Raw genomic sequence first — 13843 nt, 5'->3', positions numbered from 1 at the left:
TGCAAAGCAGCGGGTGAAATTAGAGCGTCAGATGTGACAGATTTCTCTCTACCAGTGAACTCCCCATCCCCGGAACCTGTTTAAGATCGTCGAGAGTCTTAAACGGTCCGTACTCTTCGCGGTAGCTGACGATTGCCTGCGCTTTCTTGAGCCCAACGCCGTTCATGGCCTGTGCTAGCTCCTCCGCGCTGGCTGTATTAATGCTGGCCCGCGCGCCGACGTTATCCGTCGTTTTCGCTTCCGCCGGCATTTTCGTTTGCGGAGTCTGAATAGTCTCTTTTGCCGATACCGCCTTACCGCTCGCCGGTGCCGCCAGCGCCCCCTGAAAACCCGCCGTACAAGCCAGCAATACGGCGACAATAACCATTTTCATTCCTCTGTTCATGCTGTTATCTCCTTGTTTGTTGACAGCAAGGTCACGATAGCGGCTGCGAAAAAGGAGTACAAAAGGCAGATTGCGGAAATGGAAAAGGCCGCGAAAGCGGCCTTTGAGTGTTGCATCACGTTACCTCGTTTTGCGAGGCAGCGCGAAATTATTGCTGCTGGTCGACGAGGTCGCCGAGCTTGATTTTGGCTTCTTTACGCAGATTGCTCATCAGCGCTTCGAATGCGATTTGCGCATTATTCTGGGTAATACCCTGCACCATCGCTTTCTTCTGCTCTTCTGGCATAGAACCCGCTTTCACTTCATCCAGCGCCAGCAATACTACGTTGCCTTTGGCATCGCTGCCCACGCCGTAGCTCGCTTTATCTTTCTGCGGCAGCGGCAGAGAGAAGGCCGCCTGGCTCAGCGGATCCTGGCCGGTACGGGACAGGGTCTGCGCGGCACCGAAGCTCAGCCCTGCGGCTTTCATCGCGTCATCGCCCTTGCCCGCTTTCAGGTCGGCCAACAGCTTATCGGCATCCAGTTTCGCCTGCTGTTCCGCTTTATTGCGCTTAACGATATCGGTCACCTGCGCTTTCACTTCCGCCAGCGGCTTAACGCTTTCCGCTTTGTGCTCGCTGATACGCAGAACGAAAGCCCGATCGCCGTCAACGGTAATGATGTCGGAGTTATTGCCCGGCGCGCCGTTTTCACCCACCAGACCACCATTAAAGATAGCATCGGCAACCGGCTTGAAGTTCAGCTCTTCCGGCAGGCTGTCACGACCAAACCAGCCGGTCTCAACCACTTTCAGGCCGGCGACCTGCGCCGCCCCCGCCAGGGATTCGTTATCATTGCTGGCCGCGTCGCTGACCTTCTGCTGTAGCGCGTAGTATGCATCCAGTGCTTTTTCCTGTTTCACTTTTGCCGCGATGTCGTTACGCACGTCGGCCAGCGGTTTTACCTGTGCCGGCTGAACATCGTCAAGACGCGCCACCAGGAAGCCTACGGAAGATTTGATCACCCCGGAAAGCTGACCTTTGTCTTTCAGGCCGGCATCTTTGAGCTCAGGTACGGTGGAAGCTTCTTCCATCCAGCCCATATCACCGCCGTTACGCGCAGAGATGATGTCGGTGGATTTCTCTTTTGCCAGCGTGGCGAAATCGGCGCCTTTTTGCAGTTCGGCCAGTACCGCTTTCGCATCAGCTTCAGTTTTAGTCTGAATCACGCTGTAGCGATTACGCTGCGGCTGAGTGAACTGATCTTTATGCTGGTCGTACCATGACTGGATTTCTTCGTCAGAGGCGTTTTCCTGCATGCTGGCGGCATCCATCTTGATGTAGCTCACGCGGAACTGCTCCGGCGCCATAAAACGGGCCTGGTTCTGCTGCCAGAAAGCGTTAATCTCTTCATCACTAACGGTCTGTTTCGCCGCCAGCGCGTTAACGTCGATAGTTGCTTCACGTACCACACGCTGCTGGGAGACCAGCGCCGCCAGTTGGTCGGACTCGCCCGGCAGCATGAAATCGGTACCGGCTACCGCATTGATCAGCTGTTGCGTCGTCAACTGGTTACGCAGCGCTTGCGCGTATTGATCGGTAGTCATACCCATTTGATTCACGATGCCGCTGAAGCGTTCGTTATCAAACTTGCCGTTCGACTGGAAGGCCTGGGTCTGGAAGATGGCCTGTTTCACCTGGTCGTCGCTGATGCTCAGGCCCAGCTCACGGGCATACTGGTCCAGCAGCGATTCATCGATCAGGCGGTTCAGCACCTGCTGACGCATGGTCTTCATGTAGTTTTCGTTGGCCGCCAGCTCAGAGAACTGATCGCCTAACTGCTGCTGCATGCGGTTACGCTCGCTGGCAACGGCATTTTCAAACTGCGCGCGGCCAATCTCCTGACCATTCACTTTTGCGGCATAGTTGTTGCCGCCGCCAATCAGGTAACCACTCACCCCGGTCAAAATGAACGAGACAATAATGATACCGAAAATAATCTTGAGCACGACGCTGTTGGCGGCCGTGCGTAGGTTGTCCATCATGGTGTAACAACGCTCCGCTGTAGATGACTTTAGCTCGCGCAGCATAGCACGTGATGCCTGCCGCGCGTGAGGACGTATTTTGACAAGAAAACGGGGCAATTGTCAGCCCACAAGTGCGCATAAACACACATAAAGTCGCGTTCTGGACAAATAAAAAAGGCACATCTCGCGATGCGCCCTTGTACTTCGTCACATTCCCTGACGGGAGTGCCGATTAGTTTACCGCGTCTTTCAGCGCTTTACCTGCACGGAAGCCCGGTACTTTAGCGGCAGCAATGGTAATTTCTTTACCTGTTTGCGGGTTGCGACCAGTACGGGCAGCACGCTCTTTAACAGCAAAAGTACCGAACCCTACCAGCGCAACATCATCCCCAGCTTGCAGAGATTCAGTAACAGAAGCGATCAAAGCATCTAACGCACGTCCAGCTGCAGCTTTAGAAATGTCCGCACCCGCAGCAATTTTGTCAATCAGTTGAGATTTATTCACTGTTCTCTTCCTCTCTTTATAATTTATATCGCACCAGAATCCTTCATGGCGCGACCGCGCAGCAGTTATATCAGGACTGTCATGCCCTTACAACAGAGTTGTCGATGACCCCTGCCAGCGATCTAAGTTAGCTACACAAAAAAAGGCTGGCAAGTACGAATTTACTCACCAGCCACACTTTTCTTAACGCTATTTGCGCGATATCACTATTTTGCGCTTACGACCTGCATGCCAAACGGTTCATTTTGCAGAGCAAGTGTCAGAACTTCCTCGATTCGCTGTACCGGGTGGATATCCAAATCGGCGATAACGTTTTCCGGAATTTCTTCAAGGTCACGCTTGTTTTCGTAAGGAATCAGAACAGTCTTAATGCCTCCACGATGCGCAGCCAGCAGTTTTTCCTTCAGGCCGCCGATTGGCAGCACCTGACCGCGCAGGGTGATTTCCCCTGTCATCGCCACATCGGCGCGTACCGGGTTACCGGTCAGGCAGGAAACCAACGCGGTGCACATCGCCGTACCGGCGCTCGGGCCATCTTTCGGCGTAGCCCCTTCCGGTACGTGCACGTGAATATCGCGTTTTTCGTAGAAGTCCGGGTTAATACCGAGCTTCTCAGCACGCGCGCGAACCACGGTCAGCGCAGCCTGAATCGACTCCTGCATGACTTCGCCCAGTGAACCGGTGTAGGTCAACTTGCCTTTACCCGGAACGCAGGCGGTTTCGATGGTCAGCAAATCGCCGCCCACTTCCGTCCACGCCAGACCGGTGACCTGACCTACGCGGTTTTCGCTATCCGCACGGCCGTAGTCAAAGCGCTGTACGCCGAGATAATCGTGCAGGTTTTCACCGTTAATCTCGATATGTTTCAGCGATTTATCAAGCAATAACTGCTTAACGGCTTTACGGCACAGCTTGGAGATTTCACGCTCCAGGCTACGAACGCCCGCTTCACGAGTGTAGTAACGAATAATGCCGATAATGGCGCTATCGTCGACCGTCAGCTCGCCCTTTTTCAGCGCATTGCGTTCGATCTGCTTCGGCAGCAGGTGACGCTTAGCAATGTTCAGTTTTTCATCTTCGGTATAGCCGGAGAGACGAATCACTTCCATACGGTCCAGCAGCGGCGCAGGGATATTCATGGAGTTGGAGGTCGCCACGAACATCACGTCGCTGAGATCGTAGTCCACTTCCAGATAGTGGTCGTTAAAGGCCACGTTCTGTTCCGGATCCAGTACCTCCAGCAGTGCTGAAGCCGGGTCACCGCGCATGTCGGAGGACATTTTGTCGATCTCATCCAGCAGGAACAGTGGGTTTTTCACCCCCACTTTCGCCATTTTCTGGATCAGTTTACCCGGCATTGAGCCAATGTAGGTACGGCGGTGACCGCGGATTTCCGCTTCATCACGCACGCCGCCCAGCGCCATGCGTACGTATTTACGCCCGGTGGCTTTGGCAATCGATTGACCCAGCGAGGTTTTACCCACCCCCGGCGGCCCAACCAGGCACAGGATCGGCCCTTTCAGCTTGTTAACGCGGCTCTGCACCGCAAGGTACTCAAGGATGCGGTCCTTGACTCGCTCCAGACCATAGTGGTCGGTATCGAGGATCTCTTGCGCCTGACGCAGATCCTTTTTGACCTTGCTACGGGCATTCCACGGCACCTGCACCATCCAGTCGATGTAGCCGCGCACGACGGTAGCTTCCGCCGACATCGGGGACATCATCTTCAGCTTTTGCAGTTCCGCTTCAGTTTTTTCTTTCGCCTCTTTCGGCATTTTCGCCGCGTCGATCTTACGCTTCAGCGCTTCGTTTTCGTCCGGGGCGTCATCCATCTCGCCGAGCTCTTTCTGGATGGCTTTCATTTGCTCATTCAGATAGTACTCACGCTGAGATTTTTCCATCTGCTTTTTCACGCGGTTGCGAATGCGTTTCTCAACCTGCAGCAGATCGATTTCAGATTCCATCATCGCCATCAGATATTCCAGACGTTCATTCACGTCGGACATCTCCAGCACGGACTGTTTGTCCGCCAGCTTAAGCGGCATATGCGCAGCGATGGTATCCGCCAGACGCGCGGGATCGTCGATGCTATTGAGCGACGTCAACACTTCCGGTGGGATTTTTTTGTTCAGCTTGATGTAGCCTTCAAACTGGCTGATAGCCGTACGCACCAGCACTTCCTGCTCACGCTCTTCAATGACCGGAGAAGCAAGGTACTCTGCTTTGGCGGAGAAGTGCTCTCCGTTATCAGACAGCGCAGTAATACGCGCACGCTGCAAGCCTTCCACCAGCACTTTCACAGTGCCGTCCGGCAGCTTCAGCATTTGCAAAATTGACGCCACGGTCCCGACGGTGAAAAGATCGTTTACACCCGGCTCATCCGTCGACGCTTCTTTCTGCGCGACCAGCATGATTTTTTTATCATGGTCCATGGCCGCTTCCAGACAACGGATAGATTTTTCCCGCCCTACAAACAGGGGTATGACCATGTGCGGATAAACCACCACATCGCGCAACGGCAATACGGGGATTTCAATGCGTTCAGAACGCTCAGGATTCATAGAGCTCTCTCTTAGTTTAAAGTCCGCCAGGTAGCCGACGACGCCTTCATTAACGCGTCGCCGTTAATATGTAATCCAGTATATGGGGATGTATTCCATACATTCAACGGCGGGAACACAGGAAAAATAAAAGGGGGGATAAAATCCCCCCTTTTTGCTTAACTGCTTGTGTCGATTGGCGAATTATTCGCCAGATGCCTGCTGCGCTTCCGGCTTGCCGTAGATCAGCAGCGGCTTGCTCTGACCTTCGATCACCGACTCGTCAATCACCACTTTTTCGACATCTTCCATGGACGGCAGATCGTACATGGTGTCGAGCAGGGCGGCTTCAACGATTGAACGCAGACCACGGGCGCCGGTTTTACGCGCCATCGCTTTCTTGGCTATCGCATCCAGCGCTTCATCACGGAATTCCAGCTCTGCGCCTTCAAGGCCAAACAGCGCCTGATACTGTTTAGTCAGGGCGTTTTTCGGCTCTTTCAGGATCTGAATCAGCGCTTCTTCACTCAGTTCATTCAGCGTCGCGACAACCGGCAGACGGCCGATAAACTCCGGGATCAGACCAAACTTGATCAGATCTTCCGGCTCGACCTGCGCCAGCAGCTCGCCTTCGCTGGCTTTGTCGGATTTCGCTTTAACCGTCGCGCCAAAACCAATGCCGGAGCCGGTTTCTACACGATGGGAAATCACTTTGTCCAGGCCTGCGAACGCGCCGCCGCAGATAAACAGAATCTTGGAGGTATCGACCTGCAAGAACTCCTGCTGCGGATGTTTACGCCCGCCCTGTGGCGGAACAGCGGCTACGGTGCCTTCGATTAGCTTCAGCAGCGCCTGCTGAACGCCCTCGCCGGACACGTCGCGGGTAATCGACGGGTTATCCGATTTACGGGAAATTTTGTCGATTTCATCGATGTACACGATGCCGCGCTGCGCTTTCTGCACATCGTAATCGCATTTCTGCAGCAGCTTCTGAATGATGTTTTCCACGTCTTCACCCACGTAACCCGCTTCGGTCAGCGTGGTGGCATCGGCCATAGTAAACGGAACATCCAACAGACGCGCCAGCGTTTCAGCCAACAGCGTTTTACCGGAGCCGGTCGGCCCGATCAGCAGAATGTTGCTTTTACCCAGTTCTACGCCATTGCTGGTGTCGCCGTTGCGCAGACGTTTGTAGTGGTTGTATACCGCCACGGCCAGCACTTTTTTCGCCTGTTCCTGGCCGATAACATAATCGTCCAGATGGTGGCGAATTTCGTGCGGCGTCGGCAGCGCGCTGCGCTCGCGGTGCGGAGCGACTTCTTTAATCTCTTCGCGAATGATGTCGTTACATAAGTCAACGCATTCGTCGCAGATATACACGGATGGCCCGGCGATCAGCTTACGCACTTCATGCTGGCTTTTGCCGCAAAAAGAGCAGTACAACAGTTTGCCCGAACCATCTTTGCGTTTATCTGTCATGAGTCCAAACCTCTTCTTAAGTTCTTTGTGCCGCAGATGACGACGCAAATGCCATTCTCAGGCGCAAGTCGCGATCACGCGTTGTGCCGCCCAGTAGTTAAAACAAGTATAGCGGCACCCTTACGCCACGGGCATCAATTACGATGGGTTAAGATGGAATCGACCAGGCCGTATTCCACCGCTTCCGACGCCGACAGGAAGCGGTCACGCTCGGTATCGCGCTCGATCTGCTCAAGGGATTGACCCGTATGATGCGCCATCAGTTCATTCATGCGCCCTTTCACTTTCAGAATTTCACGGGCATGGATTTCGATATCCGTCGCCTGGCCCTGATAGCCGCCCAGCGGCTGGTGAATCATCACGCGGGAGTTCGGCAGGCAGAAACGCTTACCTTTCGCCCCGGCGGTCAGCAGGAAGGCGCCCATTGAAGCCGCCTGCCCCATACAGATAGTGCTGACATCCGGCTTGATGAACTGCATGGTGTCGTAAATTGACATCCCGGCGGTGATCACGCCGCCCGGAGAGTTAATGTACAGGTAAATATCTTTTTCTGGATTTTCCGCTTCCAGAAACAGCATCTGCGCCACGATCAGATTAGCCATGTGGTCTTCCACCTGGCCGGTCAGGAAAATAACGCGTTCCTTGAGCAGACGGGAATAGATATCAAAAGAACGTTCACCGCGTGAGGTCTGTTCAATGACCATCGGCACCAGGGCCATATGGGGTGCAAAGTTATCTCGTTCGCCACTGTATGACATTTCCGTCTCCTGGATTAATTTTGAAAAAACCTGCTGCACTGATTGTAACCTTATGGACGGATTATCAGCCAGAGTTTCTATCCGCAGGGCACTGATACGTTGAGCTGGTCATTATTTCTGACGCTGCGGATGCAGATACGTCCCCCGGTTATGGGGATGGCGCAGCCATAATTCAAGCATAACAACCTTTTGGAGTAACGCTATCACTGAAAATGTGTTTTAGCACTCATCCTAAGCCTATCATTGCAATAAAAAAACCCGCAGCCTTTCGGCAACGGGTTTTTGCGCGAACTTTAAACAGCCGGGCGAAATTACGCCTGCTGGTTCATCAGTTCGTTGAAGGAAGTGGCTTTTTCAGACACTTTAGCTTTCGCCAGCACGGCTTCAACAGCCTGCTCTTCCAGCGCCACGTTGCGCATGTTGTCCATCAGCTCTTTGTTTTTGCTGTAGAACTCAACCACTTCTGACGGATCTTCGTACGCGGAAGCCATCTCTTCGATCAGGCCTTTCACGCGCTCTTCGTCAGCTTTCAGCTCGTTGGTGCGAATCACTTCGCCCAGCAGCAGGCCAACAACTACGCGACGTTTAGCCTGCTCTTCGAACAGTTCGCGAGGCAGTTCCAGAGCCTGTTTCTCGTTACCGCCGAAACGCTGAGCAGCCTGACGACGCAGTACGTCGATTTCGCTGTCGATCAGAGCAGCCGGAACGTCGATGTCGTTCGCTTTCACCAGGCCTTCGATAGCCTGAGATTTAACGCGGTTACGCACGGCGCCTTTCAGCTCGCGTTCCATGTTTTTACGCACTTCAGCGCGCAGACCTTCTACGGAACCATCTTCAACGCCGAAACGTTTGATGAATTCAGCAGTCAGTTCCGGCAGTTCGCGTTCTTCAACTTTTTTCAGGTTGATAACGAACTTAGCGGCTTTACCTTTCAGGTTTTCAGCGTGGTACTCTTCCGGGAAGGTCACGTCGATGGTGAACTCTTCGCCAGCTTTGTGGCCTTTGATACCGTCTTCGAAGCCCGGGATCATACGACCCTGGCCCATCGCCAGTACGAAGTCAGACGCTTTACCGCCTTCGAACTCTTCGCCGTCTACGGAACCGGTGAAGTCGATGGTAACGCGATCTTCAGCGTCAACGGCGCCTTCTTTTTCTTTCCAGTTCGCCTGCTGCTTGCGCAGAGTGTCCAGCATGCCGTCAACGTCAGCGTCGGTGACTTCAACAACCGGTTTTTCAACTTCGATTGCGTCCAGACCTTTCAGTTCAACTTCCGGATACACTTCGAACTCTACCGCGTAGGTGAAGTCTTCGCCCAGCTTGTATTCGCCCGGAACGTAGTTCGGCGCGCCGGCCGGATTAATTTTCTCTTTGATGATCGCGTCAACGAAATGACGGCTCATCAGGTCGCCCAGCACGTCCTGGCGAACGGAAGCGCCATAACGCTGAGCAACAACATTCATCGGCACTTTGCCTTTACGGAAGCCGTCAATGCGAACTTTTTTCGCTACGTTGACCAGCTCGCTTTTGACAGCATTCTCGATGCTGTCAGCGGCGATAGTAATCGTTACACGGCGCCCAAGGCCCTGAGTGGTTTCAACTGAAACTTGCATCTTGTTACCTCAAAAAAATCACAGTGCTCGGTCAACTCTGGAAGCGCGTGTAGGTGGCTTCGCAGAACCGGGATGCCCTCTTCAAATCAGAAACACATTCCCTGTCGTCAGAATCATCCCGAAGACATTCATATATAAGACGCGGCATTATAGCGGCATCACTTTTGTGAGTCGAGAACGGTTGTCACCCACTGCTGCGGGGTTTTTCACATTTCCCGCTCAAATTTGTCTGCAAAAGCGCGAACTTTGCGCATTTTCCAGGCAAAAGAAAACGGCCCGCAGGCCGTTTTTGCTAAATCTTCACGCAACATACTGGAAAAGCGCCAGCGGTTGCAAATGTGATTTTTACGCGATGCTCCCCGCTCCGCGGCAGGGCGGAGAGGCAAAGACGGTATCCTGTAGCCCTTCCCACTCTTTAATCGTATAGGTATGCAGCGCCAGCGCGTGCACGGTGCTTGACAGCTCCTCGGTCAACGTACCGTAAATCATACGATGACGATTAAGGAAACGTTCGCCGGTGAAGCGGTCGCTCACCAACACCACTTTAAAATGACTTTCAGAGCCCGCAGGGACGTTGTGCCGATAGCTTTCATCCACGACTTCCAGATACATCGGGTCGAACGCTGCTCTAAGTTTTGCTTCGATCTGCTCACGTATCATCATGAATTTTCTCCTCCGACAACGCTGAGATGCCGCCTTTCCCTTTAAATGTTAGCCGCTTTTACCGCTTCCATTGGCAGAAAACAACAAAAAATTAGCATTCCTCTGATATTTTCACGCAAAAGTATCAGGTTTACTGATATCTCCAGGCCAAATCGCCACCGGAAATGGGACGAGGTCATAAAACGCACAACACGATGATTTTCCACTCGTAGCCACTTCCCCTCACCGTTGGCGATGTTATGATGGCGGGAATTTTCCTTAAACACCCTAACTACTTCGAGTTGCAGAAAAAAGCGCCCACGATAACCCCGTAGCGCCTGAAACCTGAATTATGACGGGTATAACAACACCGTGCGTTGAGACCCTGAACATGCTGAAGAAAATTCTATTCCCGTTGGTCGCGATGTTTGTACTGGCAGGATGCGCCACTCCACCGACGACCATTGAAGTATCACCGAAAATCACCCTGCCGCAGCAGGATCCGAGCCTGATGGGCGTTACCGTCAGCATTAACGGCGCGGACCAGCGTACCGATCAGGCGCTGGCGAAAGTCACCCGCAACAACCAGTTGGTGACCCTGACCGCCTCTCGCGACCTGCGCTTCCTGCTGCAGGAAGTGCTTGAGAAGCAAATGACGTCGCGCGGCTACATGATTGGCCCGAACGGCGCCGTCGACCTGCAGATCATTGTTAACAAACTGTATGCTGACGTCTCACAGGGCAACGTGCGTTACAACATCGCCACCAAAGCGGATATCGCCATCGTCGCCACCGCCGCTAACGGCAACAAGATGACTAAGAACTACCGCGCCAGCTACTCCGTTGAGGGCGCTTTCCAGGCTTCCAACGAGAACATTGCTAACGCGGTTAATAGCGTGCTGACCGATACCATCGCCGACATGGCGCAGGACACCAGCATTCACGACTTTATCAAACAAAACGCTCGTTAATAAAATAGCAGGCCCGGTTCACTCCGGGCCTGCTCTATATGCCATGTCCAATCACTACTTGCGTATTTTTCAGCAGCCCAAATCAGCTATTTTGCTGATCCTCGGCTTTGCCTCTGGTTTACCTCTCGCACTGACTTCCGGCACGCTGCAAGCGTGGATGACCGTTGAAAATATCGATTTAAAAACTATCGGCTTCTTCTCTCTCGTCGGTCAGGCCTACGTGTTTAAATTTTTGTGGTCGCCATTAATGGACCGCTACACGCCGCCTTTTTTAGGCCGCCGCCGCGGCTGGCTGCTGACGACTCAGCTTGCGCTACTCGTCGCCATCGCCGCGATGGGCTTTCTTGAACCTTCAACGCAGTTGCGCTGGATGGCGGCGCTGGCTGTAGTTATCGCCTTTTGCTCCGCGTCGCAGGATATCGTCTTTGATGCCTGGAAAACGGACGTCCTCCCGGCGGAAGAGCGCGGCGCCGGTGCGGCGATAAGCGTGCTCGGTTATCGTTTGGGAATGCTGGTTTCCGGAGGGTTAGCGCTCTGGTTGGCCGACCGTTGGCTGGGCTGGCAAGGTATGTACTGGCTGATGGCCGCGCTGCTTATTCCTTGTATTATCGCCACGCTGCTGGCGCCGGAGCCCAGCGACGTCATTCCGGTGCCTAAATCGCTTGAGCAGGCCGTCGCCGCGCCGTTGCGCGATTTCTTCGGTCGCAACAACGCCTGGCTTATTCTGCTGTTAATTGTCCTTTATAAGCTCGGCGATGCCTTCGCCATGAGCCTGACCACCACTTTCCTTATTCGCGGCGTCGGTTTTGATGCCGGCGAAGTCGGAATGGTGAATAAAACGTTGGGCCTGTTCGCCACCATTGTCGGCGCACTCTACGGCGGCGTGCTGATGCAGCGCCTGACGCTGTTCCGCGCCCTGCTGATCTTTGGCTTGCTGCAGGGGGCCTCCAACGCCGGATACTGGATCCTCTCGGTCACCGATAAACACCTTTATTCGATGGCGGCGGCGGTATTTTTTGAGAACCTGTGCGGCGGGATGGGCACCGCGGCGTTTGTTGCGCTGTTAATGACGCTGTGTAACAAGTCGTTTTCCGCCACTCAGTTTGCGCTGCTGTCGGCGCTGTCGGCGGTAGGTCGCGTTTACGTTGGGCCGATTGCCGGCTGGTTTGTCGAAGCGAACGGCTGGCCGACGTTTTATCTTTTCTCCGTCGTTGCCGCCGTGCCGGGGATTTTGCTCCTGCTTCTGTGTCGGCGTACGCTGGAATATACTCAACGAACGGAAAGCTTCTTGCCGCGCACGCAATACCCTCAGACTTACGCCCTGGCGCTGGTTATCCTGGCGGTAGGTTGTTTGATGCTGGCGATATGGCTGCTGCTGTTGGCGATGAACGCGCTGGATTACACCTCTTTCTCCTTCCTGCCAGGCCTACTGGAAGTCGCCGCACTGACCGCTATCGGTGGTATTTTGCTCGGCGCTGTTCTGGACTATATGGCGCTACGCAAAACGCAGCTGATTTAATTTTCGCCAAACCGTTAATAGCCGTTTTAATTACCCGAGGTAATTATAACGGCTTATTAGCGATTTTATTTTCCCTGGGAGCTGATTTGTTGTTTTGTGCGTTTTAGATTTCTGGAAATTATTGACAATTTTTACGCGATTCTTTAATTAATTTAACCGATTCAGCAGCGTTACTTTATTTTAACGTTTTCTTTATGTCTTTTATTTGATAATTAATTGTTAATTATTTGTGTTATTTTTACGATGTTTATACTCGTAACTCCATAAGCATTCCCTTTCTTATCCCTTTCGTTATAGATCCAGCGTAAATCAGGCTTTGCAAGCAATTACGTCACATTCCGTAACATATGTGACAATCCAAGCAGAACCCGCTAACACAGAACTGACACAGATCCAATCGTGTTTACAGTAATGCAACCTTACCGTAAAATGCCCATACACTTTAAACGCCACCAGATCCCGTGGAATTGAGGTCGTTCAATGAGACTCAGGAAATACAATAAAAGTTTGGGATGGATGTCATTAATCGCAGGTACTGTATTACTCAGTGGTTGTGATTCTGCGCTCCTTGACCCAAAAGGACAGATTGGACTGGAGCAACGCTCTTTGATTCTGACGGCATTCGGCCTGATGATGATTGTCGTTATTCCCGCCGTCTTAATGGCAGTAGGATTTGCCTGGAAGTATCGCGCGAGCAATAAAGATGCGAAGTATAGCCCGAACTGGTCACACTCCAACAAAGTTGAAGCTGTGGTCTGGACGGTTCCTATTCTGATCATCTTGTTCCTGGCCGTTCTGACCTGGAAAACCACTCACGCTCTGGAGCCAAGCAAACCGCTTGTCCACGACGAGAAAGCAATCACCATCGAAGTTGTATCGATGGACTGGAAATGGTTCTTTATTTACCCGGAACAGGGTATCGCTACCGTCAACGAAATCGCCTTCCCGGCGAACGTACCGGTACACTTTAAAGTCACTTCCAACTCCGTGATGAACTCGTTCTTTATTCCGCGCTTAGGTAGCCAGATTTATGCGATGGCCGGGATGCAGACTCAGCTGCACCTCATCGCTGATGAAGCAGGCACTTATGACGGTATCTCCGCAAGCTATAGTGGCCCTGGCTTCTCTGGTATGAAGTTCAAGGCTATCGCCACCCCGGATCGTGCAACCTTCGATCAGTGGGTAGCAAAAGCGAAACAGTCCCCGAACTCCATGGACTCCATGGCTGCATTCGACAAAGTGGCTGTGCCTAGCGAAAACAACAAAGTGGAATACTTCTCTAACGTGAAACCGGATTTGTTCAAAGACGTTGTTAACAAATTCATGTCTCACGAGAGCATGAACATGTCTAAACCTGAAGGCGAGCACGCTGCGCACGAAGGGATGGAAGGCATGGACATGAGCCACGCGGAAACCGCTCACTAAGGGGC

11 protein-coding genes are annotated in these 13843 nt (G+C 53.0%); 3 read left to right on the top strand and 8 right to left on the bottom strand.

Annotated elements, in window-relative coordinates; genetic code table 11:
* Window positions 1-19: 19 nt before the first annotated feature.
* From ABLV17_RS05595 to bolA, 8 genes are all read right to left on the bottom strand, one after another.
* Window positions 20-385 carry a helix-hairpin-helix domain-containing protein gene (locus ABLV17_RS05595; protein WP_162750174.1) on the bottom strand — a complete coding sequence of 122 codons (366 nt, stop codon included), beginning with the start codon at window positions 383-385 and terminating at the stop codon, window positions 20-22.
* A 148-nt stretch (window positions 386-533) separates the two neighbouring features.
* Window positions 534-2408, bottom strand: a complete 1875-nt coding sequence (gene ppiD / locus ABLV17_RS05590) for a peptidylprolyl isomerase (RefSeq protein WP_087860375.1) — start codon at window positions 2406-2408, stop codon at window positions 534-536.
* 214 nt (window positions 2409-2622) lie between these two features.
* Window positions 2623-2895 carry a nucleoid-associated protein HU-beta gene (gene hupB / locus ABLV17_RS05585; protein ID WP_002444653.1) on the bottom strand — a complete coding sequence of 91 codons (273 nt, stop codon included), beginning with the start codon at window positions 2893-2895 and terminating at the stop codon, window positions 2623-2625.
* Between the two features lie 206 nt (window positions 2896-3101).
* Window positions 3102-5456 carry an endopeptidase La gene (gene lon, locus ABLV17_RS05580; RefSeq protein ID WP_015367948.1) on the bottom strand — a complete coding sequence of 785 codons (2355 nt, stop codon included), beginning with the start codon at window positions 5454-5456 and terminating at the stop codon, window positions 3102-3104.
* A gap of 183 nt (window positions 5457-5639) precedes the next feature.
* Window positions 5640-6914: an ATP-dependent protease ATP-binding subunit ClpX gene (gene clpX, locus ABLV17_RS05575; protein WP_015704591.1), complete on the bottom strand. Its 1275-nt coding sequence runs from the start codon at window positions 6912-6914 to the stop codon at window positions 5640-5642.
* A 134-nt stretch (window positions 6915-7048) separates the two neighbouring features.
* The gene (gene clpP / locus ABLV17_RS05570) at window positions 7049-7672 is read right to left on the bottom strand and encodes an ATP-dependent Clp endopeptidase proteolytic subunit ClpP (protein WP_003021624.1); all 624 of its coding nucleotides are present in this window, start codon (window positions 7670-7672) and stop codon (window positions 7049-7051) included.
* A gap of 311 nt (window positions 7673-7983) precedes the next feature.
* On the bottom strand, window positions 7984-9282 hold the full coding sequence (gene tig, locus ABLV17_RS05565) for a trigger factor (RefSeq protein WP_015367952.1): 1299 nt from the start codon (window positions 9280-9282) through the stop codon (window positions 7984-7986).
* Between the two features lie 345 nt (window positions 9283-9627).
* Complete coding sequence (gene bolA, locus ABLV17_RS05560) at window positions 9628-9945, bottom strand: transcriptional regulator BolA (RefSeq protein WP_015367954.1); 318 nt, start codon at window positions 9943-9945, stop codon at window positions 9628-9630.
* Between the two features lie 370 nt (window positions 9946-10315).
* Here bolA and ABLV17_RS05555 point away from each other — a divergent pair, with 370 nt between their 5' ends.
* The 3 genes from ABLV17_RS05555 (at window position 10316) to cyoA (ending at window position 13838) form a co-directional block, all read left to right on the top strand.
* Window positions 10316-10894, top strand: coding sequence for a lipoprotein (locus ABLV17_RS05555; protein WP_032705501.1), 579 nt, complete (start codon window positions 10316-10318; stop codon window positions 10892-10894).
* A 43-nt stretch (window positions 10895-10937) separates the two neighbouring features.
* Window positions 10938-12413: a muropeptide MFS transporter AmpG gene (gene ampG / locus ABLV17_RS05550; RefSeq protein WP_087860377.1), complete on the top strand. Its 1476-nt coding sequence runs from the start codon at window positions 10938-10940 to the stop codon at window positions 12411-12413.
* Window positions 12414-12893: 480 nt separating this feature from the next.
* A complete protein-coding gene (gene cyoA / locus ABLV17_RS05545; RefSeq protein WP_015704588.1) occupies window positions 12894-13838 on the top strand; it encodes a cytochrome o ubiquinol oxidase subunit II in 945 nt (314 codons plus the stop codon).
* Window positions 13839-13843 lie beyond the last annotated feature (5 nt).

Source organism: Klebsiella sp. CN_Kp091 (assembly GCF_040065095.1).
In the GTDB taxonomy this organism is placed as follows: Bacteria; Pseudomonadota; Gammaproteobacteria; order Enterobacterales; family Enterobacteriaceae; genus Klebsiella; species Klebsiella aerogenes.
Note: the sequence above shows the minus strand (reverse complement) of the source record. Positions and strands in the feature narration are given on the sequence as shown.

What these genes read in the sequence shown, in the direction of transcription:
- ABLV17_RS05555 (WP_032705501.1), top strand. Translation starts at nt 10,316, where the DNA reads ATGCTGAAGAAAATTCTATTCCCGTTGGTCGCGATGTTTGTACTGGCA.
- clpP (WP_003021624.1), bottom strand. Translation starts at nt 7,672, where the DNA reads ATGTCATACAGTGGCGAACGAGATAACTTTGCACCCCATATGGCCCTG.
- ampG (WP_087860377.1), top strand. Translation starts at nt 10,938, where the DNA reads ATGTCCAATCACTACTTGCGTATTTTTCAGCAGCCCAAATCAGCTATT.
- clpX (WP_015704591.1), bottom strand. Translation starts at nt 6,914, where the DNA reads ATGACAGATAAACGCAAAGATGGTTCGGGCAAACTGTTGTACTGCTCT.
- ppiD (WP_087860375.1), bottom strand. Translation starts at nt 2,408, where the DNA reads ATGATGGACAACCTACGCACGGCCGCCAACAGCGTCGTGCTCAAGATT.
- ABLV17_RS05595 (WP_162750174.1), bottom strand. Translation starts at nt 385, where the DNA reads ATGAACAGAGGAATGAAAATGGTTATTGTCGCCGTATTGCTGGCTTGT.
- cyoA (WP_015704588.1), top strand. Translation starts at nt 12,894, where the DNA reads ATGAGACTCAGGAAATACAATAAAAGTTTGGGATGGATGTCATTAATC.
- lon (WP_015367948.1), bottom strand. Translation starts at nt 5,456, where the DNA reads ATGAATCCTGAGCGTTCTGAACGCATTGAAATCCCCGTATTGCCGTTG.
- tig (WP_015367952.1), bottom strand. Translation starts at nt 9,282, where the DNA reads ATGCAAGTTTCAGTTGAAACCACTCAGGGCCTTGGGCGCCGTGTAACG.
- bolA (WP_015367954.1), bottom strand. Translation starts at nt 9,945, where the DNA reads ATGATGATACGTGAGCAGATCGAAGCAAAACTTAGAGCAGCGTTCGAC.